We start from the raw sequence: 22,034 nt of genomic DNA, 5'->3' as shown, positions 1-22,034 counted from the left end.
AAGGGTTTTAAACCACATTCAAAAATTCCTTCTTCAGCGCTTTTAACGCACGCGGCGCTGTCGTCGGCATAATTCGGTTATGTTCAAAATGCCCTTGGCTTTTTTGGGGGGGCGATTACCACCAGACAATACGTTGTTTTAAAAAGTTTCACTAAACCGAAAAAGAGGTGAAATGTTGATCGGGTCACGATGATTACATTAAAAGTGAAGGGCTCGATGTTGGTCATTCGGATAATTCGGAGTGCTGGACCATAGCAATGAATCGCGGGAGGCTGCGCAGGGTTTTGAAATCCCCGTCATTCATGATTGACCTCAGCAAGTGGTCAGCATCTCTGGCAGTTTGCTCAAGGTAGTCCAGTGCCTTTTCTGGCTGGTTCATAAGGGCGTAGAGGCAAGCGAGGTTGTAAAAATTAATTTTATCGTCGGGATCATTGTTGATCGCGCGGATACCCAAGAGCTCTGCATTTCTAAAATCCCCCAAATGCGCATAAGCAAATGCGCACGACATACAGGCTCTTGTGTTGTCAGGTTCCAACTCCAATTTGCGAAGCCCTATTTTCAGGGTCTTCTCTGCAGTTTTCTTTAGTTCGCCGAAGCGACCCAGGTCGCGGTAAATTCCTAGCAGCAATCCCGGTGTTTGAGGGTCTCGGGGGGACACCTTCCAGGCTTGCTCAAAATGTTCGGCGGCCTTTGCTGAATAACCATGCGTAAGGTATAGATGTCCCCAGAAATATTGCGCTTCGTAGAGATTTGGATCAAGTTTTGTGGCCTGGAAAAACTCACGTTCAGCCTTGTTGAAACTTCCCGTCAGAGACAGATAAAATCCCATAGACGCATGGGCCTCGGCCAAATTACCATCAATTTGCAATGCCCTCTCAATCGCTTGTGGCACGCCTTCAAGGTAGTCATCATCACCTTCCCAAAAGTATAATTGGGTGCCGCAATCAGCCAGGCCACAATACGCGCGGGCAAAATTGGGATCACAGGTGATAGCCCGTTCGAAGAGGTGTTTGGCTTCAATGAATTTCGCTGTTCTTATGTAATGAGAACATTGGCGACCTTTGAGATAGTAGTCGTAAGCCTGAAAGTCAGAGGTCGGCGCTTTGGCGACAAGTTCGGCTTCGACTGGCAACAGGACCAGTTGCAAGGCCTTAACAATATTGGTTGTTATTTCATCCTGAACAGCAAACACATCGTCCAGCTCACGGTCATAGCGCTCAGCCCAGATATGACCACCAGTCTTAGCGTCGATTAGCTGAGCTGTAAGACGGGCCCTATTACCAACTTTTCGGACACTTCCCTCCACGACATAATTAACTCCCAGGTCATGGCCGACATGCTGAATATTTACGTTGCTGCCCTTGTAGGAAAAGCTGGAATTCCGGGCGACCACAAAAAGGGCCGATATTTTGGATAGATCCGTAATAATGTCCTCGGAAATTCCGTCGGAAAAATACTCCTGCTCTGGATCACCTGACATATTATCAAATGGCAAAACAGCAATGGATTTTCGATCAGTTGTAGCTGTCTGGTCCTTGTGCGCAGCTGTAGCCACTTCTGAATTTTTGGCTGGATACAGGCGAAATACTTGGATGGCTCTGGAGATGTTTTTTAAGGATTGTGGACCGATGTCTTCAGAGCACAAAGCAACCTTCCCATTGATAGTGTCAAAAACGCTTCCCGAAACGCAAATTCCACCTGCATCAGCCAAGCTCTCCAAACGGGCAGCAACGTTTACACCATCTCCGTAAATGTCTGCCCCTTCAGAGATGACGTCACCAAGGTTGATGCCAATTCTCAATTCGATTTTGCTGGCTAAGGAAGAATTAGACTGAAAACCCGGCATTAGTTTCTGGATTTCGAGTGCACATTCGACAGCTTCAATGCTGCTAGTAAATTCGACTAGCATTCCGTCCCCCATCAGTTTGACAATCCGGCCACCATGTTTCTCTATTTTGGGCTGGACCAAGTTTTTCCGAAGGGCTTTCAAACTATTCAGCGTACCGACCTCGTCCTGTTCCATAAGACGGGCAAAACCGACCACATCGGCGACAAGTATCGCTGCAAGTCGACGAACCATTGGTATCCTCCCTAAAGGAAAGACTAGCGGTAAATTATGCGTTTTCTACGAAGATTTCTGTCTTGCTCAAAATGCAGAAAAGTTGGGCGTTACGGAATGGAAATTGAAAATGTGTGTCGATCTTCCCCGACAAACACAACTCGACCATACGCCAATCGATTTCGGATCAAACCAGCTTGACGACCATTTTGTACGCAGCTCTGGTTTTAGGCGACTGTTCACGGGCTTTAGCTGACGACTGGTCACTAGATCTCGAATTAATGAGTGACTGCCCTGGGCCGTTCGTGACGACCACGACACCCGATCGAACTGATCTTGCAAAGGTCGTAATCTGCGGCTTGCCGCAGTTGGACCTCGACGCAGCAAGTTCCCGCTTTTAGCCCATACCAGACCTTCAGCCCCCCGCACCAATCCGCGAAAAGCTGACCTTTACCGCGCGGGTTGCGAACTGCTATGAGGCGGGACCAACGGGTTTTTGTGCACGCAATGGACGGGCTGTACGCCTCTGTCTTCCGTAATGAGAATAACGCTTGCCATAGCGGGTTAATCCAGAATCTGATCGATTATTCGGCGGGGTATTGTCAGATCCCTGAACGCTTGGTGGATCTTTTCGTCGACTTCACTCAACGGCCTGCTCATGACGTCGAAGCTGAGAAAACCATGATCCAGGCGTATGGCCATGAAGAACGTATTTCCCTGGAAGGCCGTCGACATATGGGATTCCGATCCTTGAAATTCTTCTGACATTTTCAGGATTTTCTGTCCGAACGACGTATCGAGCGCCTCAATGGCGCGGTCGCGATCATCGGTGTATACCTCGAATACGCGCTCCAGCTCATTGGGCAGGTCCAATTTGTGGGGCGGCCGCACATCTCGGGTTGCCCATGAATACACTTGGTTGGCGATTTTTCCGAAGTCCGGCAGGAAGACGATGGTCGGCATCGGGTTCCAGCATTCGATCTCAACCAAGATACCGCTAAACAGAGTTCTGGTTCTCTGCTTGTTTTCATGATCGCGATACCGCTCAACAAAGCTTGCCTTGACGAGCTGATAGTTTACGCCGCGCCAACTGCCGGAGATCCGGGGGCCCAGGGTACGGCTGTCGGCCTTGGGCACGAGGCAGAGCCTTTCCAGGTTTGCAAGCTGGACTTCCTCCGCCGAGCTCTCTTCGGAAAAGGAAATATCCTCCATGAAGTCGCTGAGGATGGGCCGGATGAAGGCAGTCAGTTCACCTTGCAGTTTGTCGCCCCGGCTGATGTAAAAAAAGAGACATGCAAATCCGCCGAAGGCGACAGGCATGATCGGTAGAACCGGATCGAGTTGATAGGCGCGCCAGGCCAGAAAGAGCGAAACCATTGCAATGGCCGCCATAATCTTGTGGCTTCGCCTGATCGCGCGTATTCGCCTTTCTTCCAGTTCCCGCAGATAGGGTACAATTTCCTTGTCATACACCTGGGCAAAATTTGCTTCGTAACTTTCTTGCTCGGTAAAGGTGAAATCGCCCATAGTTCAACTTTCTGCGGTTACGGAGTGGATATGTTAAACTTGGCTGCGTCGCTGTCGACCCTTTCTTGTGATGAAACGTTAGCCTGATGCTGAAAATCCTTCTCGATAACCTCGCCACTTGCCTGTTGGCAGCACCAGTTGCAGCGAGGACCAATCTTGTCGCGCATGGATGCGCCTACGAGACCAGTTCTTCCGATCGTGGCGTTCAGCCGGCCGATATTCCAGTCACCATGACATCATCCGCATTTACACCAGTCACGAAATGAAGTTGCGACCAGGCAGATGCGGCGATCAGGTTTGCCAGCACGATGACGGCCATAGCGGGCCCGCTGACCCTGCTTTTGCGCAACGAAACCCAGTGTTTTTGAGCGCTTCAAGGTGCAGGTCTTAACTTTTCGGTCTCAGTTTCTTAGCCAGAGCACGATGGGTCTCCTCGCTACCTATACCAATTTTCGTTGATAATGTATCAGGTTCGTCGGCGACCCGTTCTTTGGTTTGTCAATTTGCGCTGCGGACTGAATGAATATTCGGCCTTCCCGGAACATTGCGGTTTGGCATTCTACTGCTTCGCAGCGAACGGCAGGAACGAGCTCATATTGCCAATGCACCACAATGATGGAACGGTTGAAAACCGCAAAAATCGGGCGCTTTTAATCCAGCAATAAGTGTTCTGACCCAAATGACGTTCCACTAAAATCAGCGCCAGTTGCAGTGGTTGCTTTGCTGCAAAATTGCGAAGAAAAGGGACTAATCTCGATGGTCATTCATGACCAAGCGCCTTCAATCTGTGCCCGACCTGCACGATTGCCTCTAGCGCAGGCACGAGTTCCGAGCCCAGTTCTGTTAGAGCGTATTCTACCGATGGCGGTGAGGTCGGTTGAACGTCCCGGCGCAGCACACCGCGTTGCTCCAACTCGCTCAACCGAGTTGATAGAACCTTGGCAGAGATTGGCGGTATGTCACCGCGTAATTCATTAAATCTGCGCGGGCCAGCTCGTAGCGACCAGATCACGTTGGCCGCCCATGCGCCGGAGATCACCGCCATGCAATGCGTCAACATGCAGGGCGGCGGTGGGTTGGGGCTTTTGTTCTTGCGGACTTTGAGGGCCATGCTGGGTTACTAGCTTTCCTTCAGGTAACTCGATAATGAAGTAACCATTGGAAACCAAGTTGTCAACGGTTAGCCGATACTCCATCTCTTCTTCATCGAACCAACCAATCGAATGGAGGCAAGTTTCATGAAGCTATATTATAAACCCGGTGCATGCTCGATGGCATCCCACATCATCCTGAACGAACTCGGCATACAGTTTGAACTCGATAAGACAGATACCGATGCGGGTAAGACCGAAGCGGGAGAGGATTTCCGCAAGATCAGCCCGAACGGCTATGTCCCGGCGTTGGTCAACGATGACGGAGAAGTCATCACAGAAAACCCTGCTGTGCTCCAGTATCTTGCTGATCAGATGCCCGACGCCGGACTTGCTCCGTCGAACGGTACGTTGGCGCGCACAAGGCTTCAGGAAGCCCTCAACTTTGTATCGTCCGAGTTGCATAAATCCTTTGGCCCGTTTTTTTCAGGCACGCCACTTAATGCTGAGGCAAAGCAACATGCAGAGAAGGGTATTGGACGCCGCGTAGCCCATATCGAACGAAGCCTCGCAGATGGTCGAAGTTACCTGCTCGGCGAGGTTTTCACCGTTGCGGATGCCTACGCGTTCGTGGTGCTGAACTGGACAAATTTCATCGGGGTGAGTCTCGACGCATATCCAAAGACCCAAAATTATGTGGCCCGTGTGGCTGCCCGTCCTGCCGTCGTCAAAGCGATGGTCACCGAGGGGCTGATCGAGCAAGAGCAGGTGGCATGAGCGAGTTTGCTGCCGTAACCGGCGTGCTAGAGACCTATTTCGATGGTCTCTATCACGCCGACACTGACAGGCTGTCCATCGCGTTTCACACAAAGGCAATCTACGCAACGGCAGACGAGGTGCCGTTGCTCTATCGCACGATGGATGAATATTTCCGGGTGGTAGAGACGCGGGAATCTCCAGCGTCACGTGCTGAACCTCGCCGAGACAGGATCGATGCTATAGAGTTTGCGGGCGACAACACCGCTTTTGCCCGCGTCCGCTGCTCTATCGGCACGCGCGACTTCATCGATTTTCTGACTTTAGTTCGGACTAACGGCACGTGGCGGATCATAGCCAAGGTTTTTCACGTCACTGAACACGTTTCTTGAAAGGAGACATCATGCCATATGTAAACATAAAGGTGACACGAGAGGGCGTTTCCTCTGCTCAGAAGGCCGAACTCATCAGCGGTGTTACCGATGTGCTGGTTCGGGTTCTCGACAAGTCTCCGGCAACGACTTTTGTCGTAATCGAAGAAGTTGCGCTTGAAAATTGGGGGATCGGTGGCCTGCCGGTGGAACAGTACCGACGCGAAGTGGCGAGTTGAGCAGAGTGTCTATTCACACACCTGTCTGTGATTTGTTTGGCATCGAACATCCCGTCCTGCTGGCACCGATGGCGGGTGTCAGCGGCGGGGCGCTTGCTGCTGCGGTGAGCAGGGCGGGCGGCTTGGGCCTGATTGGCGGCGGGTATGGCGACGCCGACTGGCTGGAACGCGAGTTCGACGCTGCGGGCGATGCGCGGATCGGGGTAGGATTTATCACTTGGTCGCTGGCCCGTCAGCCCCATCTGCTCGATCTTGTCCTCGACCGTACTCCTGCCGTGCTGATGCTCTCGTTTGGCAATTTTAAGCCGTTCCTTCCTAGAATTAGGGATGGGCAGACGAAGTTTGTCGTTCAGGTGCAGACCCTGGATCAAGCGCGTGAAGCTGTGGACGCTGGCGTCGATGCCATCGTGGCCCAGGGCACGGAGGCAGGCGGACACGGGGGCACCAGAGCGACGTTGCCTTTCGTTCCCGCGGTTGTCGATATTGCGAAGGAAATACCAGTCATCGCCGCAGGTGGCATCGCTGATGGACGTGGATTGGCTGCGGCTCTGGCGCTTGGTGCATCGGGCGTGCTGTGTGGAAGCGGCTTCTTTGCAAGTGATGAATCCCTCGCCAATGACAATGCCAAACAAGCTGCCATTTGCGGTTCCGGTGACGATACAGAACGCAGTTCCATATTCGACATGGCACGTGGTCTCGACTGGCCACCGGGCTGGAACCTGCGCACGATGCGCAATGCTTTCACGCGGCGGTGGAGTGCGGACTTGGACGGCCTCATCCAAAATCTTGCGGAAGAACAGGCTCGTTTCAAGGCCGCTTCGGCTGCGGGTGACACTGATGTTGCCGCCGTGATCGTCGGCGAAGCAGCCGATCTCATCCAGCTTCGCGAACCCGCGCAAGTCAGCCTTCATCGAATGATTTCACAGGCTGAGGATCGTTTGCGGTGCATCGTTCGGCTTGTTGAACCAACAGTAAAGGATTGAGGTGATGCAGAAAATAAAAGGAAGCTGCCTGTGCAGCGCAGTCTCCTTCGAGGTCGTCAAAACGTTCGACAAGCTGTTCTTTTGTAGCTGTGATCAGTGCAGACAGATCACCGGATCGGCGTTTGCATCAAACCTTTTCGTGACAGCGGACGGATTCAGCTGGCTCAGCGGAGCTGAGGACATCGTGCGCTATCAGGTGCCGGGGCGGGACATATCCAAAACATTCTGTCGTATATGCGGTTCGGGCGTCCCTTGGTCCAGCGGCGATGGATCAAAAGTAGTCGTTCCGGCGGGCTCGCTGCACGAAGAGCCGGTTGTCGGCGAACGGACCAGAATATTTGCGGCTGAACAGCCTTCTTGGTCGTTAAGACTTGAGCAGATCAACACACATCCGGGGTTTCCTGAGTAGGCCAGCCCCGAGTTGCACCCGGTGATGGCCAAGAATTGGTTGCATCGAGAGACGCTGTGACCGTTCATTGGTGTACTAGCCACAGAGGGGCAATGTTGCGGTAAATTGCCCATGATGCAGGTCGCAGCGAGTGGCCTGTGTCCGCCCATACTGACGAATATCTGCGGCAGCAGCGTTGGTTGCTGACGGTGCCATTTCTGAGTTTTCTAGGTGTCGCTCCAACGGCAGCTATGTGATGAACATGTTAGAAAATTGCGCCGCACTCGGCTCATACGCGGGATCACTATGCGTCGGTTTCCCCCAAAACGCTTCCCACTTCCATCACGTTAGGCAAATACAAAATCTACATCTTAGGCCCATCCACTTCGATGGTGGACGGGTTCCTGTGCTGCTCGCTCCCGTGCAGGTTTTGGTTTGCGCATCATCGCCTCCAGTTTGGCTATTTCTTTGAAGGGGCTAAAAATGCTGGCTTTAGCTTGACACTTCTTCGGAAATGCTCAATATTTCTGTTATGACAGAAATAACAGGCATATCGGACGCATCTGCAAAGTCGCAATTCATCCTCTATTGGGGCGACATGGGCGGGCAATGGGGCGTCAATCGCTCAGTTGCGCAGATACATGCGCTGCTGTTTCTGAGTGTCTCTCCGCTCAATGCGGAACAAATCTCGGGTGAACTGGGAATTGCCCGGTCAAATGTTTCCAACTCTTTGAAGGAACTGGTTGGCTGGAAATTGATCCGTCGTGTCCCCGTACCTGGAGATCGCAGAGAACATTTTAGTGCGGAAACGGATGTTTGGGAAATGGCGATGCGCATCGCGCAGGGGCGCAAGGAACGTGAAATCGACCCGGCAATTTCTGCTATCTCTGATTGCCTTGATAAGGCGTCCATTGAGCCGGAAATTCACCCTGAGGTGCTTAAACGCATGCAGGAAATGCAAGCTTTCCTGACGACCGTTGACACCTGGTATGGGCAGATGTTGAACGTGCCAAAATCAAAGCTGAATTTACTTATGAAAATGGGCAACAAGGTGATTTCCCTCCTCACATTGAACGGTAAGAAGTCGGAATAGGTCACTTACAATTTTTTCGACTAATGAGTTCTGTAATTACAGAAATTACCAACAGTTCTGTTGAGGTGATTATCATGCCGAACGACCCTACACTTCATTTAGATTTTGAAACCGTTGATACCCGTTTTAGCGAACTTCTTGGTGCGTCCATGTGGAAAGAGTTGCCGATTGCTGTTCGTCGACGATTTGGCAAACGCGTCAAGGGTGGGGGCAGTGTGACTTATCAAGGCAGCGTTGCAGTTATGAAAATGAATTGGGCAGGTAAGCTCTTGGCGCATGCTGCGCGGCTGGTCGGCGCACCGTTGCCTTTTGACATGTCCAGTGTTGGCCAGCCCGCCGTTGTGATCGTGACCGAAGATATCGCTGGCAATGGGCAGTTCTGGATCCGTCAGTATGGTCGTGCATCTGGCTTTCCTCATGTGGTTCACAGCTCAAAACGATTTGCGGGTTCAACAGGGCTTGAAGAATACATCGGTTACGGTATCGGGATGGCCTTGAACGTGGAGGTCCAAGACATGGATCTGTTCTTTAAAAGCGATCATTATTTCCTGACCTTGTTGGGCCATCGCTTTCGTCTGCCTCGCTGCCTAAGCCCTGGCGCATTGGTCATTGGACATCACGACATGGGGCAGGGTCAGTTCCGGTTTTCGCTTCGACTTAAAAATCAATTGTTTGGCGACTTACTGGAACAAGACGCAATTTTTCAGGATGCAAAGGACTAATCCGATGGACAACCCAGTCTTATGGAGCCTTATTTCTGTCCAAGTGTTTATGGGGGCATTTGATACGCTTATTCACCATGAAGGCACTGAGCGTTTGGCGTGGCGCGCATCGCAAAAGCAAGAGTTACGCCTGCATGGCGTCCGCAATTTCTTCTATGCAGTGATCTTTCTAAGCTTCGCATGGCTGGAGCCGCACGGCATTTATACAATGATACTTACCGGCATTCTCGCGCTTGAAGTTCTGATAACACTTTGGGATTTTGTCGAAGAGGATATGACCCGCAAGCTTCCCGCCACTGAGCGTGTCAACCATACTCTCTTAGCGTTGAACTATGGGGCTATCCTTGCACTGGCCGCACCATATTTCTGGCAATGGTCTGCCCTGCCAAATGCGCTGATCCCAGTCAACTATGGTTGGTGGAGTGTCTTTGCAACGGTGTCTGCAATAGCTGTAGGAGTGTTCAGCCTCCGTGATTTGTTGGCCGCAAATCGTAGTCTGAGATTGGATCGCGGCGATCCGGCAAAACTGGTCGCCGCATTGCCACCACGACAGCGGGTTTTGATCACAGGCGGAACTGGTTTCATAGGGGCACGTTTGGTACAGGCGCTTGTTGCAGCTGGCCACTATGTTACGGTTCTAACCCGCGATCCCAAGAAAGCGAGCGATCTGGCTCATCCGGTGCGTGTGATTTCTAGCCTTGAGATGATCCAGAACGAAGATGTTTTTGACGCAATCGTCAATCTTGCAGGAGAAGGGATCGCAACTGGACTTTGGACAGCAGCAAAACGCGCGCGTATTGTCCAGTCTCGCGTGGATGTAACAACTCGGCTCGGCGCTGTTATTGCGCGCTTAGACCATAAACCTGCTGTGGTGATTAGCGGTTCAGCCATCGGCTGGTACGGCCTGCGCGAGGATGATGAAGGATTGGCGGAAGACGCCACCGCACAGCCCGCATTCGTGCATGACGTCTGTGCTGCTTGGGAGGGGGCCGCAGCCCCGATTGCGGCGCAAGGAGTAAGGTTGGTCTTGCTGCGCACAGGTCTTGTGCTGGGAGTCGATGGCGGCATCTTGGCGAAACTGCTGACCCCGTTTGAATTTGGTGTCGGCGGCGCAATGGGCAGTGGGTCGCAGTGGATGTCATGGATCGAACAGGATGATCTTATCCGGGTGATTGCCTTTGCTCTTGCCAAGCCTGACGTTGAAGGACCCCTTAACGCGGTCGCTCCACATGCGATACAGAACACGGGCTTTACCGAGGCGCTTGCGTCTGCCCTTCATCGGCCAGCAGTGCTCAATATATCGGCATGGCTTTTGATCAATGGGTTGGGCGATATGGGAAAAGAAACAATGGTTGGTGGTCAACGCGTTCTTCCAAAGGCCCTATTGGGACACGGATTTCAATTCAACCACATCGAACTTGGCGCAATGTTGAAAGAAATTACCGGTTCGAAGGACACCGGTCCAAATATGTAAGAAGAAAAGGGAACTTGTCTTTGCTCGATCGAAAGTCAGAGGAAGGTTCGACAAATATAATCAAATATTACAAATGCCAAATTCGTTTTCAATCATGTTTGGGATGATTGTGCCGTGAATTTAAAGTGTTGCGCCCCCCCTTTGAACTCACAGCAAAAAGCGCCCTATGCAAAGTCGGGCTGTCGCCCAGTAGCTGTCATTCAGCTTGGCTTCAAGTTGCATGCCATTTGGAAGATATCAGTTGGGTTGTATTGCAATGTAGACAATTAACCAGAGGGGTGATACTTATCCGGTTGTATTTGATGAATAAATTAGGAATTATTGATGGCAACCTACGTTCCGCATGCAAGTTATCGGCTCTATGATTTTGCTGGGAGACTTTTTGCGGCAGAAGAGGTGGAAATCACCCAGACGTCTAATGGGGTGGATATACAGTTCCTTGGGTTTGACCGCAGGACTGGCGAGGTCAAAGTCAAGGGTGGAATGCGCTTGTCAGGTGACAATCTTGTAGTAGACAATGGAGAAATCGTTTCAGGGTCAATTGGGACAGTTCAGTTCTTTGCTTTTGAGTTCGAGTATTATGCAGGCAGGCTGGAAAGCCTTAACTGGGATGGTACGTATCTGCAGAATTTTCTCTCCGAGACCACCGATGGAAATTTCTCCCCATTTTATGACGCCTTGACCGGCGCTGTTGACCTGGTGCGCGGAATTTCAAGCGACGACAATTATGATCATTCAGAGTACTATGACGCTACTGATATTCATTTGGGAGCTGGCAATGATAGCTACACCCATCCACGGCTCACTGAGATGTCACCTTTGATAATCGACGGCGGCGAAGGGCATGATAATTTTCAGGCAGGCATTTTTGGGTCCTATGAACCGCTGCTAATTGATGTCGCAAAGAATCTCTTTGTCGATGAGTATGGCGTGGAGCATGTGGTCAGGAATTTTGAGTTTTTCCAAGGCGGACGTGGAAACGACACGTTGATCGGGGCAATGGATAGACCCAACCAATTTTATGGATATCAAGGGAGTGACCACATTTCAGGTGGCAATCATGATGATTACTTAGCGGGAGGTTCGGGGTTAGATACAATCCTTGCCTATGGCGGTGACGATTACATCCTTGGCTCATCGCACGACTATGTAGATGGTGGCGATGGCATCGATACCTTTGGTTACAGGTTGATTGCTGGCTACGTCTATATCGATCTGGAAAATCAAGAAGATAACCGTGGCGACGCTATCTATACAGTACTCGTGAATATCGAGAATTTGAATGGTTCGAACTATTATGACGTCATGTTGGGGGATGCCAACGACAATGTAATCGAAACATTCGGATACCGGGATATCCTGCACGGTCGGGATGGAAATGACACCTTGGACGCTGGCGAGGGGAACGATGACCTCTCGGGAGGTACGGGCGCCAATCTTTTAATCGGCGGTGCAGGAGCCGATAACTTCATTTTTGAGACACAGAATGCCACAGATACAATCGCGGATTTCGAAGTGGGCATTGATTCACTCGATTTTAGCGCTTTGACGTCGCAGGCCGATTTCATAAATTTTGAATTGAATGGGATGAGCTATAGCCGCATTTCCTGTTTTGGCGATTTTAAGCTAGGCAATGTTTCGCTTAGATTCGTCCAGTCTCAGGAAGATGTCGAAATCTATCTGGATCCAAGTTTGGGAGGCGAAAGCGCTTCCCCGCTGATCACTTTGATTGATATTGGTATTCATGATCTCATTGTTGATGATTTCATTTTCTGAAATCGTGCTCAGTCCCGTCAGATTTTTGTAGGTCGTACCCGGCTTTGTTGCAAAAATCGGCGGATGGTTGTGTTTCACCGCACCCTAGACGAATTTCGCCTTCAGCCACTGTTCGGGAATACCAATATATATGGAAAGATCCGCTTTCCACTCAACGCCGAAGACGTTGATATTTCACGGAAGCACCAATTTCAGCATTGAAGAGACTTACTCGATTCCGGAAATTTCATCGTTTCCGAGTGCTGATAGAGCGTGATGCAAATTGCATGAGGTGTTTGAATTTTGGACAATCCATATGGGTCTCTGCCGGGCAATCGGCCACATGCCTTAGCGCGTCGCGTAGCCGGGTAAGGCCACGTATCTGATCGTCAAGCGCATCTGCGCGCAGATGTAGATCGGCACGTGGCAATTGCGGTGATCCGTCTTTGGCAAACATACCCTTAATGTCATCAAGCGAAAATCCGGCCATTTTTCCCAATGAGATCAGGGCAAGTTGGGTCACTGCCGGTGTATCGAACTGCCGCCGTAACCCGTGCCTGCCGACCGACTGGATCAGACCAATTTCTTCGTAGTAACGAAGTGTGGAGGGAGGGAGACCGCTCTTTTCTGACAGAACTCCGATATCGAGAAGTTTCATGCTTGACCTCAAGTTGGCTTGAAGTGGCAGTATATTCACTTACTGCAATCAATGACAAGAGACGCCACCATGACCAACACTGCACAAACTCGGAGCCCCCTCCCAGTTTTAGTCGCGCTTGCCGCCGCCACCTTGACCGCATCTTTGGGTATTAGCGTGGCGTCTGTACTGCTCCCGATTTTGACGCACAGCTTCTCTGCCACGGTGTCAGAGGTGCAATGGGTGGTGCTGGCCTATCTCATGTCAGTTACTGTCGCCATCGTCTCAGCCGGTCGTCTGGGTGACCTTTATGGTCATCGTAGCGTACTGATTTCAGGCCTCATCGTCTTTATCGGTGCGTCCGTTTTATGTGCGACTGCTCCGGATCTTAGCCTGTTAATTGCTGGGCGCACGATGCAAGGGTTTGGAGGTGCGATCCTGATCGCGCTTCCCATGTCGATGGTGCGCGACCTTGTTCCAACGGAGCGCCTGGGCACAGCGATGGGGTTGCTTGGAACGACCTCTGCAGTTGGCACAGCCCTTGGCCCTTCGTTTGGCGGTGCCCTGCTTGTTTGGGGTGATTGGCGGATGGCTTTTTGGCTCCTTTCAGCTTTCGGGGCTGTCACACTCTTTCTGACCACAGCCTTCACTGCACGAAGTTCCACACGGATGGTCGCTTCGCTCGCGGATCTGGATTTAAGGGGGACCTTTGTGCTGGTGATTGCTCTTATTGCCTATGCGCTGGCGACTAGTGGCGGGGCAGCCGGTGTTGCGGTCCCCACCTCTGTGTTGTTTACCGCCGCTTTGATGGCGTTTTCCTTGTTCGTGGTTGTCGAAACCCGCGTTGCTTCGCCATTGGTACCGATGACACTGCTCTGTGAACGCAGAAACGGCATTGGATTTGTCATGAATGTGTTGGTTGGTACGATAATGATGTCCACCCTCGTAATCGGCCCGTTCTTTCTGGCGTTTTCGTTGGGGCTAAACGCAGCACTCGTCGGTTTGGTTTTGGCCGTTGGCCCCGCTGTCGGGGCGCTTTCCGGCGTTCCTGCGGGGCGATTAACGGACCGGTTAGGAGCCAAACGGATCGTTTTCATTGGGCTTATTCAGATCATGCTGGGATTGCTGTGCTTGGCTTTATTGCCACTTTACCTTGGGGTTTGGGGGTATGTTATCGCGCTGGTCGTATTAACTCCGGCTTTTCAGCTCTTTCTTACGGCCAATAACACGATCATTCTGCGTGAAGCTGACAAGGATCAACGCGGACGTCTTTCGGGTTTGCTTGGCCTCTCGCGAAACCTTGGCCTAATGACCGGTGCCTCAGCAATGCCGACCTTGTTTGTGATGTTCCTGGGCCGAGGTGATGTCGTCGACGCCCCCGTGGAGGATGTGGCATATGCCTTTTCCATGTCTTTCTTAGTCGCAGTGGGGTTGGCTTTGGTCGCGATGAGTTTGGCGATTTACAGCGCTTTTGATCGTCCGCAGGCAGTGTCCGCGCTTCAAGAGTAAGTCGCCATTCACCACCCGTCCCAGCACCGTTCAACCGCTCCGCAGCCAACGGTAAGCCGGAAACCAACTCTACAGTTGTTGCTCATCGGAAGCTACAAACGAGAATTCTGAAGCCAAATGGATGGCGAAAGAGGAGGGATTAACGGAGGACTGTAAAACGCGTTGTGTTTTGGAGTTTGCAAAATAATGTAGCGGGGACGCTAATCGTGACACGAGGTTCTGAATTGCCGACACCCGACCTACCAAGCCTTGATCATCTGCATGTGGATATTGCCATTATTGGCGCTGGGATAAACGGTGCCAGTGCCGCACAACATCTTAGCGCAGCGGGATACCGGGTGTTGGTGGTGGATCAGGGGGATTTTGCCAACGGGGCAACCAGCCGTTCCAGTCGCCTGCTCCATTGCGGATTGCGGCACTTGGCAACCGGAACCGATTTCTGGCAGTCATTGCTGCGTCCTGACCGCCTGGCCAAGTCAATGAAAACGGTTCGTGATGATATGCTGGCGAGGGACGAAATTGTACATACAATTCCCAACCGTGTAAAACCGATTAAGTTCTGCATACCTATTTATGACGATGATCAATACTCGCCCTGGCAAATGGATGCGGCGTTTGCTGCGTTGCGACTGACGAGCCCAAGGGGGGTGCCGCTGGATTACCAAAGATACAGCCCAACAAGTCAAAACGACGTGCCAATCAGCCCCTGGCTGCGCGATCCAGACAAACTGCGCAGTGTGGCGGTCTTTCGCGAATATATATTTGATTGGCCAGAGCGCATTGCGTTGGACGCCGTTTTCGATGCACGCCGGATGGGCGCAATAGTCCGAAACTACACTCGGGTCGTGGATCTAAAGCAGCAGGGCCAGGATCCCCGATGGCATCTAACCCTGCAATCGGCCCACAAAATCACTCCAAGTGATTCAGACACCGCCTGTGTCACTGCCGATCTCGTCCTCAATCTTGCCGGAGCCTGGGTGGATGATCTCATCCACCAAACCGGTTCCAATGCAGCCCCAAAATGCACCGGGATAAAGGGCATTCACATAGCATTGCGCCTGCCAGAGGAATTCAACGACTGGGGGGTGTTCACCTATAACAGCCTTGGCGAGCCGCTCTACTGCTTACCCTTTCGCGGCGTTCACTACGTCGGTTTGACCCGCACGCCTTTCACCGGTGATATCGCCGGGGTTTCCGCTTCCGATCAGGAAATCGACTGGATGATTTCTGAGACCAACCGATGTTTGCCAAAATTGGCAATATCACGTGACGACATTTTGTATTCTTGGGCGGGCGTCAATCCATTGACCAGCGATCCAGAAGAGCCACTGGGAAGTCGCGAAATCAAAGTGCATGATCTTGCGCCTGACGGAATGCCCAATCTTTTGGCGCTAACGGGTGGGCCAATCATGACCCACAGGCGTGTTGCAAGACGGCTGGTCAAGGAAATCACTGGCCGCTTGTCACCTACCAACACACCGCAGCGCCCAGACTATCAAGGTGCTCAGATTTTGTCGGGCCAAAAAGGAGCAACAAGCATATCAGCCGACAAAGTAGAGCGCTGCGTTCATGACGAAATGCCCCGCAGCCTGACCGATCTTCTTATGCGGAGATTGGGTTTGGGGTGGGAGCCTGATCAGGGAGTTGCACAAGCGCGCTCGATTGCCGAAGTAGCAGCGCCACATATGGGATGGTCTGACGCGCGCGTTGATGCCGAACTTCATGCGTACCAAAATCACTTGGCCAAAGCGCGACGTCGACCAGATGCTATGTAACGCAATTGGCAGTACACGACAGCAGCCAGCCTATTTTGCCAGGCATAACCACTTAATATCATACGCTTCTTGCGTTGGTAGTCGAACAGACACCATACCTGATGGCTGTAGGTGAGTGTCTTGAAAGGGCTGGAACCAGCCATTGGACGGGATTGGTACAATGGCCAGCTTTGGGTCATTCCAGAGAATATTGAACATGGAATGCGCCCGATTGCCAAACTTACTACAGGCGAGGTTCATTTGAGCTGCCACCCCGATGGATTGGTAACCGGGAGTTTGTCATTGCTCAATTGGGCATGATGACTGACCAAGGAAACCGTAAAGGTCTCGCCGAAGCAATCGGATCGATTCACTCATTCAGAATGCAGCGAACGGCTCTTTGCAGGCCTTTGTAGGCATCGCGGCCAATGACTGTTTGGCGATTAAATTGAAGTTTTTGACATGTGGAAAAGTCCAGCTTTCAGTTGCGACCTATCAAAGGTCTAAGCCGGGTCCAGACGTTTCCCAGTGTCTTCGTCTAGCTGCCCTTTTGACATTTTGCTAAATGCGTCTCGCCAGCCTGAGGCTAGTTCCGGCAATCGGGAAAGATGCGCAGCGTCTTCAGCGGCGATACGTTTTGTGAGGCGTGCACGAGTGACTTTTGCGACGCTCCAATCAGGGCAGGGGCGTAATGTTAAAGTAATTTTGTCACCGACCTGAATAATTCCGGGCTCCAGCACGCGATAATACCACCCAGTTCGACCGGTTTTTTGGAATTGATAGGCCATCGTTTTCTGTCCGGTGTACTCATTCAGTTTCCAACAGGGTTGTCTGCCCTGACTGATTTGCAAAGTTGCCGATCCAGCTGTCAGGATGTCTCCAATGCAAAGCGTTTCCTCGTTCATACCAAAGGTCGAGAGGTTCTCACCAAAAGCTGCGGGCAGCGTTCCTGGCGGTAGCAATCCTTCGGATTGCCAACTTGCATAGTGATCAGCCGCATAGTGATGAACTGCCTTGTTTGGTCCACCATGCACATTCAAATCCGCTTGTGCATCGGTGTCCAAACCAACCTTGGTAACGGTTTGCGGCCCATCTACGGCGAGTTTGTGAATGGCAGACGAAGGCCTGCCGTGCCAGCGATCTACAATACGTCCAACAAATACGCCGTTGAGTGTGGCACTTAAAATTGGACAGCTCATACGGGTTCCTGTTCGTGACATATTTGAGAGATTTCAAAAGGTTCAAGGGCCAATGACAAAAGTTGGCAGTACCCGCCTGCACCTCGTCCTTGAAAATGGCGACAGCTGCGGCAAATGCCAAATGGCTTTTGGCCATTCAAGTTAATTGCATGAGACAATGCACCTCGAAGCCCGGACTCTATCTGACCCAATTGGGTCGCCGATAAACGATCCAAAGAGAGCTCTAAGACACTTTGCTCGGCAATGACTTCACGCCCGGTGGCTGTCAGGTCATAGGAAATTGAGCGCTTGTCCGTCAGCGACCGCTCTTCAGATACATACCCTTTACGGATCAGTGCCTTGAACGTTTGGGTCGCGGTGCCGCGGGTGGTGCCTAGGTAGGCGGCTGCATGCGAGGGAGAGCGGGAAAACCTATTGGCCTGTCTCAAGTATCCAAGCGCTGACCGTTGCGCCGGGTTCAGATCAACACTCCAGCTTTCACTCGCATCAATACGGGCCAAACGGGCGATCAAGCCCTTAATGTTCTCTTCCTGTGTCATGGGAAACATATAGCGAGTCGAAATTACCGTTGCAATAGTTTCGACTCGCTACTAAATGTCGATACACACCGATTCACAATAGGAACCGAACTGATGCAGAAACTTTCCATTACCCTTATCGCCGTTGGCTTTAGTGCGTTGACTGCCAACGCCGACAGCAATCATGCCGAGCACAAACAAGGTGCGGTTGTTTCGCCCGTGAACCAGTCCATCGTGGCCTCATTCGATATTCTGGCAGCGCACGCGCACCGAAATGCCAATCAAGTGACCTTTCAGATGACCACAAATGGCGTGGCAGGTGCAGACGTTCCTGCACCTTCAGGCACAGTAGGAGGGGCGCCGGTCTGGTCTTATGTCTGGCCAACGTCACTGGACCCATCAGCGGTCGGATTTGAGGGCGAGACCGGCATATTGGCGCTGGCGGCAACCAGCCACCCTGACTTTGATGACACGCCTTTGGTTGACGAGAACCGTGATGGTGATCCCGCCAATGACGGTTTGATCTGGCACAGTCATTGGGTGGTCCTGACCCCAACCGAGGCTTGCGGGGCAGGTGCCTTGGCCGTTCGTGATATCCCCGAGGGCGAAACACCACAGCTCCCCGCCACCTGGCCTGGTTTCCCAATCTTTTTGGATAGCCCTGGGTTCACACCCCTGTTCGATGGCTCGGAAATCACTGTGAACGTTGGGTTCGCCAGTAACGTCGATCTTGGAGGAGTGGCTTATGACGGTGTGACGGCCGCTCTCCGCGTCGATGCAAACATCCATGCGCCGCTTTTATGTGTCACGGATGTGTTTGATGTCGCTTCAGGTGATCTCTCTCTGCCTGGCAAGATTGAGTGAAACCCTTTTTGGCAGGGTCCACACCTTGGGCCTTGCTGATTTTTGATCGGAGGACTTACCATGCCAAAACCTTGGCTTACTAGCCTGGAGGTTTCTACTCCTCAGGAAGGCTATGAACTTGCCGTTCTGATGGCCCGTGTTGCGGTGAAAATGACCCAACCTAGTGACGAAATCCGCCGTAAATTGCGTACGATCTATGAGCAGGACGCTGATGCTTTGATCGCCACTTCCAGTGTTGTCGCAACCCATTTTGCGACAGTTGCTGCCGCAAACAACTATTGGAAGGAAAGCCAATGCAAGCCCCAGAATTCATAACCACTGAATGGTTCAATGCCGACGACACGACCAAACTGGCTGACTATCGCGGCAAAGTGGTCGTTGTAGAAGCGTTTCAGATGCTCTGTCCCGGCTGCATCCAGCATGGCATACCGCTGGCGCAAAAAATTCAGCGCATGTTTCCGGCAGATCAGGTGGCTGTACTTGGGTTGCATTGCGTATTTGAACACCATGCAGCCATGACACCCGTTTCGCTCAACGCATTTCTACAGGAGTTTCAAGTTACTTTTCCAATTGCAGTGGACGCTGCGGGAGAAGGGTACGTGCCGCAAACCATGGAAGCCTACCAATTGCGTGGCACCCCGAGTTTGCTAATTATCGACCAAAAAGGAGAGCTGCAGGCGCATCAATTAGGGCAAGTGTCAGAGCTTCAGATCGGGGCCGAGATCGCGACCCTAATTGCGAGTGATAGGAGCGCTTTGGGGGCAGATGCCAGCTTGGAAGCCGCAAGCGGATGTGAATCCGGACTGTGTACAGTATAGAAAACCGGGTTCTCTAGCATCGGACCGGCGACGATCGCGTTGACGGCTCGCCGGTCTACAATTTGATTGTGATGGTCCCCTTCATGTGCGGATGAAAAGCGCAGAAGTATCGTGTTCCCATGTCTTCAGTAACTACCGTTTCCTTGCTCATGCCTTTCGCGATTTCACCGGTATCCCAGCCGAATGAGGTTTCCGTTGCAGTGTGAGGGGCGAGGTCCAAATTTGACCACCGAATAATGTCCCCGACCTCGACGACGACAACATCGGGTTCAAATTTGAACTGTGTTATCCGAACTTCGTGTGTTTTTGGCCGACTTGCATTGGCCGACGTCAAGGAATTTGATGAGACAGCTGCTGATGCAGCTGCCCCCACCAACACACCACGTCTGGTGATTGTTTTTGTCATTCGGTCAGCTCTTTGACCATCATTTCTGCATGACCCTCGTGGATCTTGAAAATCTCGAGACCTTGCTGGAACAACGCCCGAACCTCGTCATTGTCGATATTCGGGATCATAGTGTGTTCAACCAGGTCATTGACTGTCTGGTGATAAGCCAATTCATTTGCTGCGTAGGCAATGTCGAACTCAACACCGCGCAAGTTCGAAAAGTTATTGATAACCTGCTCTGCACCATCATTGAGAGCTTGGCTGAAAAAGTTATCCTGAGCCGTCGCGCCTAGCTTGTCGAGCAGTCCAAGAGCTGCCTCATTTACAGCTGTATGGTCGCTGATCATCGTGTTGGCGAAGGCGTGAATTTCGGGATTTGACGACAGGGCAAGGGCCATATGAGCATAGCGAATGTCAATATTGTCTGCCGTGTAGGCAACATGAGCCATTTCAAGATCGTTCAAGTCCGCGACGTCTTGAGCGGACGCTTGGAACGCACAAAGTGCAGCTGAAATTGCGATGACGGATATAGTTTTTTTCATTCTGTAGCTCCAATGCGATTACTATGAAGTCACAATAACTTTGATCCACCACATCAAGACATGCTCGACCATTCGCAATTTCGTGCAGATCGTTCGAGACCCTGTACTATCTCCGGCACCTGCATATTATGTTTGAATGCTTGATCTCCTCAGTGATATCCTCACCAGCCTGTCCATGCGTGGATCGCTCTACTTCCGCACGTCCTTCACCAGCCCCTGGGGGGTGGCGGTGCCAAGTTTTGAAAACGTGGCGCGCTTTCACTTTGCACATCGGGGCAGCTGCTTGGTTTCCGTCGACGGCGTTCGAGAACATGTATCTTTGGAACAAGGTGATCTAATAATTATCCCGCACGGAGCATCTCACGAACTTTTCTGTAGCCCAGATGCTAAGGATACAATCCTTCAAATGGAGACCGTCCTGGAGCGATCGGGATACAATGGATCTGGTGTACTTGTTTATGGCGGTGAAGAACCCAACAGTGAAACCCAACTGATCTGTGGTCATTTTTCAATCGGCGAACACGCAAAACACATTCTTATTGAACGTTTGCCTCCATATATTCACCTAAAGAACTACGGGGAAGCAGCCGGGAAATGGATGGAAGCAACCTTGCGCGTGATTGGTGATGAAGCAGGGGGACAGCGGTTAGGCGGTGATTTGATTGCCCTGAAAATGTCCGAAGCCATATTCGCACAGGCCATTAGAAGCTTTATCGAAGAGAGTGAAGCCTCCAAGTGGGGCCTTGGGGCATTCTCCGACATCAATTTGCGCCGCGCCCTTGATGCGTTTCACAAAGCGCCAACAGAGCCATGGACAGTAGAAATGCTTGCTCAATGGGCAGGGATGTCGCGAACAAGTTTTGCAGTACTTTTTAAAAAGAAAATGATGATGACGCCTATGCAATACGTCACCAGCTGGCGAATGGAAATTGCAAAGAAATTGCTCTCCAGTCCTGCAATGTCACTGATGGATGCAGCCGAAGGTGCAGGTTACTCTACGGATTCTGCGTTCGCCCGAGTGTTCAAGAAAGAGACTGGCCAAACCCCTGCTGGCTTCAGAAATTCAATTCGGTCGGAGCGTCGTAGCGCATAATCGACCTGTTCAGTCACCGCAACACATTATCGATCAGGTCTCTGATTTCATTTGGGATATTGGTTCGGGCGGTAAAAGTCTGGCCTGGCTACTGAGCGCTGGAACTCAAATTCAATTTCTTACGGCACAGCTCGGAAACCGGCACGCCGCCCTCCGCTTGCTTCAAATGCCAATGATCTGCGCATCGCTACATCGTGCTGCCATCATTAAAAAATCTCCTCAGATATCTTGCCGAGAAAATTCCACTTTTGAAC

General features: G+C 51.6%; 23 protein-coding genes. 15 read left to right on the top strand and 8 right to left on the bottom strand.

What is annotated here, in order from left to right:
- Positions 1–223 precede the first annotated feature (223 nt).
- The 3 genes from EBB79_RS12680 to EBB79_RS12670 all read right to left on the bottom strand — a co-directional run bounded on the left by EBB79_RS12680 (position 224) and on the right by EBB79_RS12670 (position 4,697).
- Positions 224–2,080 carry an adenylate/guanylate cyclase domain-containing protein gene (locus tag EBB79_RS12680; RefSeq protein ID WP_127749231.1) on the bottom strand — a complete coding sequence of 619 codons (1,857 nt, stop codon included), beginning with the start codon at positions 2,078–2,080 and terminating at the stop codon, positions 224–226.
- A 543-nt stretch (positions 2,081–2,623) separates the two neighbouring features.
- Positions 2,624–3,586 (bottom strand): DUF3137 domain-containing protein, encoded by a 963-nt coding sequence (locus EBB79_RS12675; protein ID WP_127749230.1) that lies wholly within the window; start codon positions 3,584–3,586, stop codon positions 2,624–2,626.
- A 760-nt stretch (positions 3,587–4,346) separates the two neighbouring features.
- A complete protein-coding gene (locus EBB79_RS12670; RefSeq protein WP_127749229.1) occupies positions 4,347–4,697 on the bottom strand; it encodes a winged helix-turn-helix transcriptional regulator in 351 nt (116 codons plus the stop codon).
- 127 nt (positions 4,698–4,824) lie between these two features.
- On the opposite strand from EBB79_RS12670, the gene gstA reads away from it, so the two are divergent.
- From gstA to EBB79_RS12625, 9 genes are all read left to right on the top strand, one after another.
- Positions 4,825–5,454 (top strand): glutathione transferase GstA, encoded by a 630-nt coding sequence (gstA, locus tag EBB79_RS12665; RefSeq protein WP_127749228.1) that lies wholly within the window; start codon positions 4,825–4,827, stop codon positions 5,452–5,454.
- Entirely contained in the window at positions 5,451–5,825 is a 375-nt protein-coding gene (locus tag EBB79_RS12660) for a nuclear transport factor 2 family protein (RefSeq protein WP_127749227.1), read from the top strand. Before gstA ends, EBB79_RS12660 begins: the two co-directional genes overlap by 4 nt.
- Positions 5,826–5,836: 11 nt before the next feature.
- Positions 5,837–6,043 (top strand): tautomerase family protein, encoded by a 207-nt coding sequence (locus tag EBB79_RS12655; RefSeq protein ID WP_127749226.1) that lies wholly within the window; start codon positions 5,837–5,839, stop codon positions 6,041–6,043.
- Positions 6,044–6,048: 5 nt separating this feature from the next.
- Entirely contained in the window at positions 6,049–7,026 is a 978-nt protein-coding gene (locus EBB79_RS12650) for an NAD(P)H-dependent flavin oxidoreductase (RefSeq protein WP_127749225.1), read from the top strand.
- A 4-nt stretch (positions 7,027–7,030) separates the two neighbouring features.
- Complete coding sequence (locus EBB79_RS12645; RefSeq protein ID WP_127749224.1) at positions 7,031–7,435, top strand: GFA family protein; 405 nt, start codon at positions 7,031–7,033, stop codon at positions 7,433–7,435.
- 493 nt (positions 7,436–7,928) lie between these two features.
- Positions 7,929–8,507, top strand: a complete 579-nt coding sequence (locus EBB79_RS12640) for a GbsR/MarR family transcriptional regulator (RefSeq protein WP_238704891.1) — start codon at positions 7,929–7,931, stop codon at positions 8,505–8,507.
- 23 nt (positions 8,508–8,530) lie between these two features.
- Complete coding sequence (locus tag EBB79_RS12635) at positions 8,531–9,229, top strand: DUF4166 domain-containing protein (protein WP_238704890.1); 699 nt, start codon at positions 8,531–8,533, stop codon at positions 9,227–9,229.
- A gap of 4 nt (positions 9,230–9,233) precedes the next feature.
- The gene (locus EBB79_RS12630) at positions 9,234–10,703 is read left to right on the top strand and encodes a TIGR01777 family oxidoreductase (protein WP_127749223.1); all 1,470 of its coding nucleotides are present in this window, start codon (positions 9,234–9,236) and stop codon (positions 10,701–10,703) included.
- Between the two features lie 324 nt (positions 10,704–11,027).
- A complete protein-coding gene (locus EBB79_RS12625; protein WP_127749222.1) occupies positions 11,028–12,479 on the top strand; it encodes a calcium-binding protein in 1,452 nt (483 codons plus the stop codon).
- Positions 12,480–12,705: 226 nt separating this feature from the next.
- On the opposite strand, the gene EBB79_RS12620 is transcribed toward EBB79_RS12625, so the two are convergent.
- The gene (locus EBB79_RS12620) at positions 12,706–13,116 is read right to left on the bottom strand and encodes a helix-turn-helix domain-containing protein (RefSeq protein WP_127749221.1); all 411 of its coding nucleotides are present in this window, start codon (positions 13,114–13,116) and stop codon (positions 12,706–12,708) included.
- A gap of 156 nt (positions 13,117–13,272) precedes the next feature.
- Here EBB79_RS12620 and EBB79_RS12615 point away from each other — a divergent pair, with 156 nt between their 5' ends.
- Together EBB79_RS12615 and EBB79_RS12610 are read left to right on the top strand one after the other, a co-directional pair.
- Positions 13,273–14,604: an MFS transporter gene (locus tag EBB79_RS12615; protein ID WP_238704889.1), complete on the top strand. Its 1,332-nt coding sequence runs from the start codon at positions 13,273–13,275 to the stop codon at positions 14,602–14,604.
- Between the two features lie 206 nt (positions 14,605–14,810).
- On the top strand, positions 14,811–16,379 hold the full coding sequence (locus tag EBB79_RS12610; RefSeq protein ID WP_164860801.1) for an FAD-dependent oxidoreductase: 1,569 nt from the start codon (positions 14,811–14,813) through the stop codon (positions 16,377–16,379).
- Positions 16,380–16,861: 482 nt separating this feature from the next.
- Here EBB79_RS12610 and EBB79_RS12605 read toward each other — a convergent pair whose 3' ends face one another.
- Positions 16,862–17,557 carry an MOSC domain-containing protein gene (locus tag EBB79_RS12605; RefSeq protein WP_127749218.1) on the bottom strand — a complete coding sequence of 232 codons (696 nt, stop codon included), beginning with the start codon at positions 17,555–17,557 and terminating at the stop codon, positions 16,862–16,864.
- Positions 17,554–18,096, bottom strand: a complete 543-nt coding sequence (locus EBB79_RS12600; RefSeq protein ID WP_127749217.1) for a MarR family winged helix-turn-helix transcriptional regulator — start codon at positions 18,094–18,096, stop codon at positions 17,554–17,556. Before EBB79_RS12600 ends, EBB79_RS12605 begins: the two co-directional genes overlap by 4 nt.
- A 93-nt stretch (positions 18,097–18,189) precedes the next feature.
- On the opposite strand from EBB79_RS12600, the gene EBB79_RS12595 reads away from it, so the two are divergent.
- From EBB79_RS12595 to EBB79_RS12585, 3 genes are read left to right on the top strand one after another with little or no spacing between them, the layout of a single operon-like run.
- On the top strand, positions 18,190–18,939 hold the full coding sequence (locus tag EBB79_RS12595; RefSeq protein WP_127749216.1) for a hypothetical protein: 750 nt from the start codon (positions 18,190–18,192) through the stop codon (positions 18,937–18,939).
- A 60-nt stretch (positions 18,940–18,999) separates the two neighbouring features.
- Complete coding sequence (locus EBB79_RS12590) at positions 19,000–19,254, top strand: hexameric tyrosine-coordinated heme protein (protein ID WP_127749215.1); 255 nt, start codon at positions 19,000–19,002, stop codon at positions 19,252–19,254.
- Entirely contained in the window at positions 19,233–19,757 is a 525-nt protein-coding gene (locus EBB79_RS12585) for a peroxiredoxin family protein (RefSeq protein ID WP_127749214.1), read from the top strand. Before EBB79_RS12590 ends, EBB79_RS12585 begins: the two co-directional genes overlap by 22 nt.
- A gap of 55 nt (positions 19,758–19,812) precedes the next feature.
- Here the strand turns inward: EBB79_RS12585 and EBB79_RS12580 are convergent, their stop codons facing one another.
- The gene (locus EBB79_RS12580) at positions 19,813–20,163 is read right to left on the bottom strand and encodes a cupredoxin domain-containing protein (RefSeq protein WP_127749213.1); all 351 of its coding nucleotides are present in this window, start codon (positions 20,161–20,163) and stop codon (positions 19,813–19,815) included.
- A complete protein-coding gene (locus tag EBB79_RS12575; protein WP_127749212.1) occupies positions 20,160–20,687 on the bottom strand; it encodes a DUF4142 domain-containing protein in 528 nt (175 codons plus the stop codon). Before EBB79_RS12575 ends, EBB79_RS12580 begins: the two co-directional genes overlap by 4 nt.
- A 136-nt stretch (positions 20,688–20,823) precedes the next feature.
- Here EBB79_RS12575 and EBB79_RS12570 point away from each other — a divergent pair, with 136 nt between their 5' ends.
- Complete coding sequence (locus EBB79_RS12570; RefSeq protein ID WP_127749211.1) at positions 20,824–21,780, top strand: AraC family transcriptional regulator; 957 nt, start codon at positions 20,824–20,826, stop codon at positions 21,778–21,780.
- The last annotated feature ends 254 nt before the right edge of the window (positions 21,781–22,034 follow it).

The sequence above is a fragment of the Parasedimentitalea marina genome, assembly GCF_004006175.1.
GTDB classification, from domain to species: Bacteria; Pseudomonadota; Alphaproteobacteria; order Rhodobacterales; family Rhodobacteraceae; genus Parasedimentitalea; species Parasedimentitalea marina.
The sequence above is the reverse complement of the archived record's forward strand: the minus strand, read 5'-3'. Positions and strand labels throughout refer to the sequence as shown.

Excerpts from the sequence above, each read along its gene's own strand:
- EBB79_RS12680 (WP_127749231.1), bottom strand. The coding sequence starts at position 2,080 with ATGGTTCGTCGACTTGCAGCGATACTTGTCGCCGATGTGGTCGGTTTT.
- EBB79_RS12675 (WP_127749230.1), bottom strand. The coding sequence starts at position 3,586 with ATGGGCGATTTCACCTTTACCGAGCAAGAAAGTTACGAAGCAAATTTT.
- EBB79_RS12670 (WP_127749229.1), bottom strand. The coding sequence starts at position 4,697 with ATGGCCCTCAAAGTCCGCAAGAACAAAAGCCCCAACCCACCGCCGCCC.
- gstA (WP_127749228.1), top strand. The coding sequence starts at position 4,825 with ATGAAGCTATATTATAAACCCGGTGCATGCTCGATGGCATCCCACATC.
- EBB79_RS12660 (WP_127749227.1), top strand. The coding sequence starts at position 5,451 with ATGAGCGAGTTTGCTGCCGTAACCGGCGTGCTAGAGACCTATTTCGAT.
- EBB79_RS12655 (WP_127749226.1), top strand. The coding sequence starts at position 5,837 with ATGCCATATGTAAACATAAAGGTGACACGAGAGGGCGTTTCCTCTGCT.
- EBB79_RS12645 (WP_127749224.1), top strand. The coding sequence starts at position 7,031 with ATGCAGAAAATAAAAGGAAGCTGCCTGTGCAGCGCAGTCTCCTTCGAG.
- EBB79_RS12640 (WP_238704891.1), top strand. The coding sequence starts at position 7,929 with ATGCTCAATATTTCTGTTATGACAGAAATAACAGGCATATCGGACGCA.
- EBB79_RS12635 (WP_238704890.1), top strand. The coding sequence starts at position 8,531 with ATGAGTTCTGTAATTACAGAAATTACCAACAGTTCTGTTGAGGTGATT.
- EBB79_RS12630 (WP_127749223.1), top strand. The coding sequence starts at position 9,234 with ATGGACAACCCAGTCTTATGGAGCCTTATTTCTGTCCAAGTGTTTATG.
- EBB79_RS12625 (WP_127749222.1), top strand. The coding sequence starts at position 11,028 with ATGGCAACCTACGTTCCGCATGCAAGTTATCGGCTCTATGATTTTGCT.
- EBB79_RS12620 (WP_127749221.1), bottom strand. The coding sequence starts at position 13,116 with ATGAAACTTCTCGATATCGGAGTTCTGTCAGAAAAGAGCGGTCTCCCT.
- EBB79_RS12605 (WP_127749218.1), bottom strand. The coding sequence starts at position 17,557 with ATGAGCTGTCCAATTTTAAGTGCCACACTCAACGGCGTATTTGTTGGA.
- EBB79_RS12600 (WP_127749217.1), bottom strand. The coding sequence starts at position 18,096 with ATGACACAGGAAGAGAACATTAAGGGCTTGATCGCCCGTTTGGCCCGT.
- EBB79_RS12595 (WP_127749216.1), top strand. The coding sequence starts at position 18,190 with ATGCAGAAACTTTCCATTACCCTTATCGCCGTTGGCTTTAGTGCGTTG.
- EBB79_RS12590 (WP_127749215.1), top strand. The coding sequence starts at position 19,000 with ATGCCAAAACCTTGGCTTACTAGCCTGGAGGTTTCTACTCCTCAGGAA.
- EBB79_RS12585 (WP_127749214.1), top strand. The coding sequence starts at position 19,233 with ATGCAAGCCCCAGAATTCATAACCACTGAATGGTTCAATGCCGACGAC.
- EBB79_RS12580 (WP_127749213.1), bottom strand. The coding sequence starts at position 20,163 with ATGACAAAAACAATCACCAGACGTGGTGTGTTGGTGGGGGCAGCTGCA.
- EBB79_RS12575 (WP_127749212.1), bottom strand. The coding sequence starts at position 20,687 with ATGAAAAAAACTATATCCGTCATCGCAATTTCAGCTGCACTTTGTGCG.
- EBB79_RS12570 (WP_127749211.1), top strand. The coding sequence starts at position 20,824 with ATGCTTGATCTCCTCAGTGATATCCTCACCAGCCTGTCCATGCGTGGA.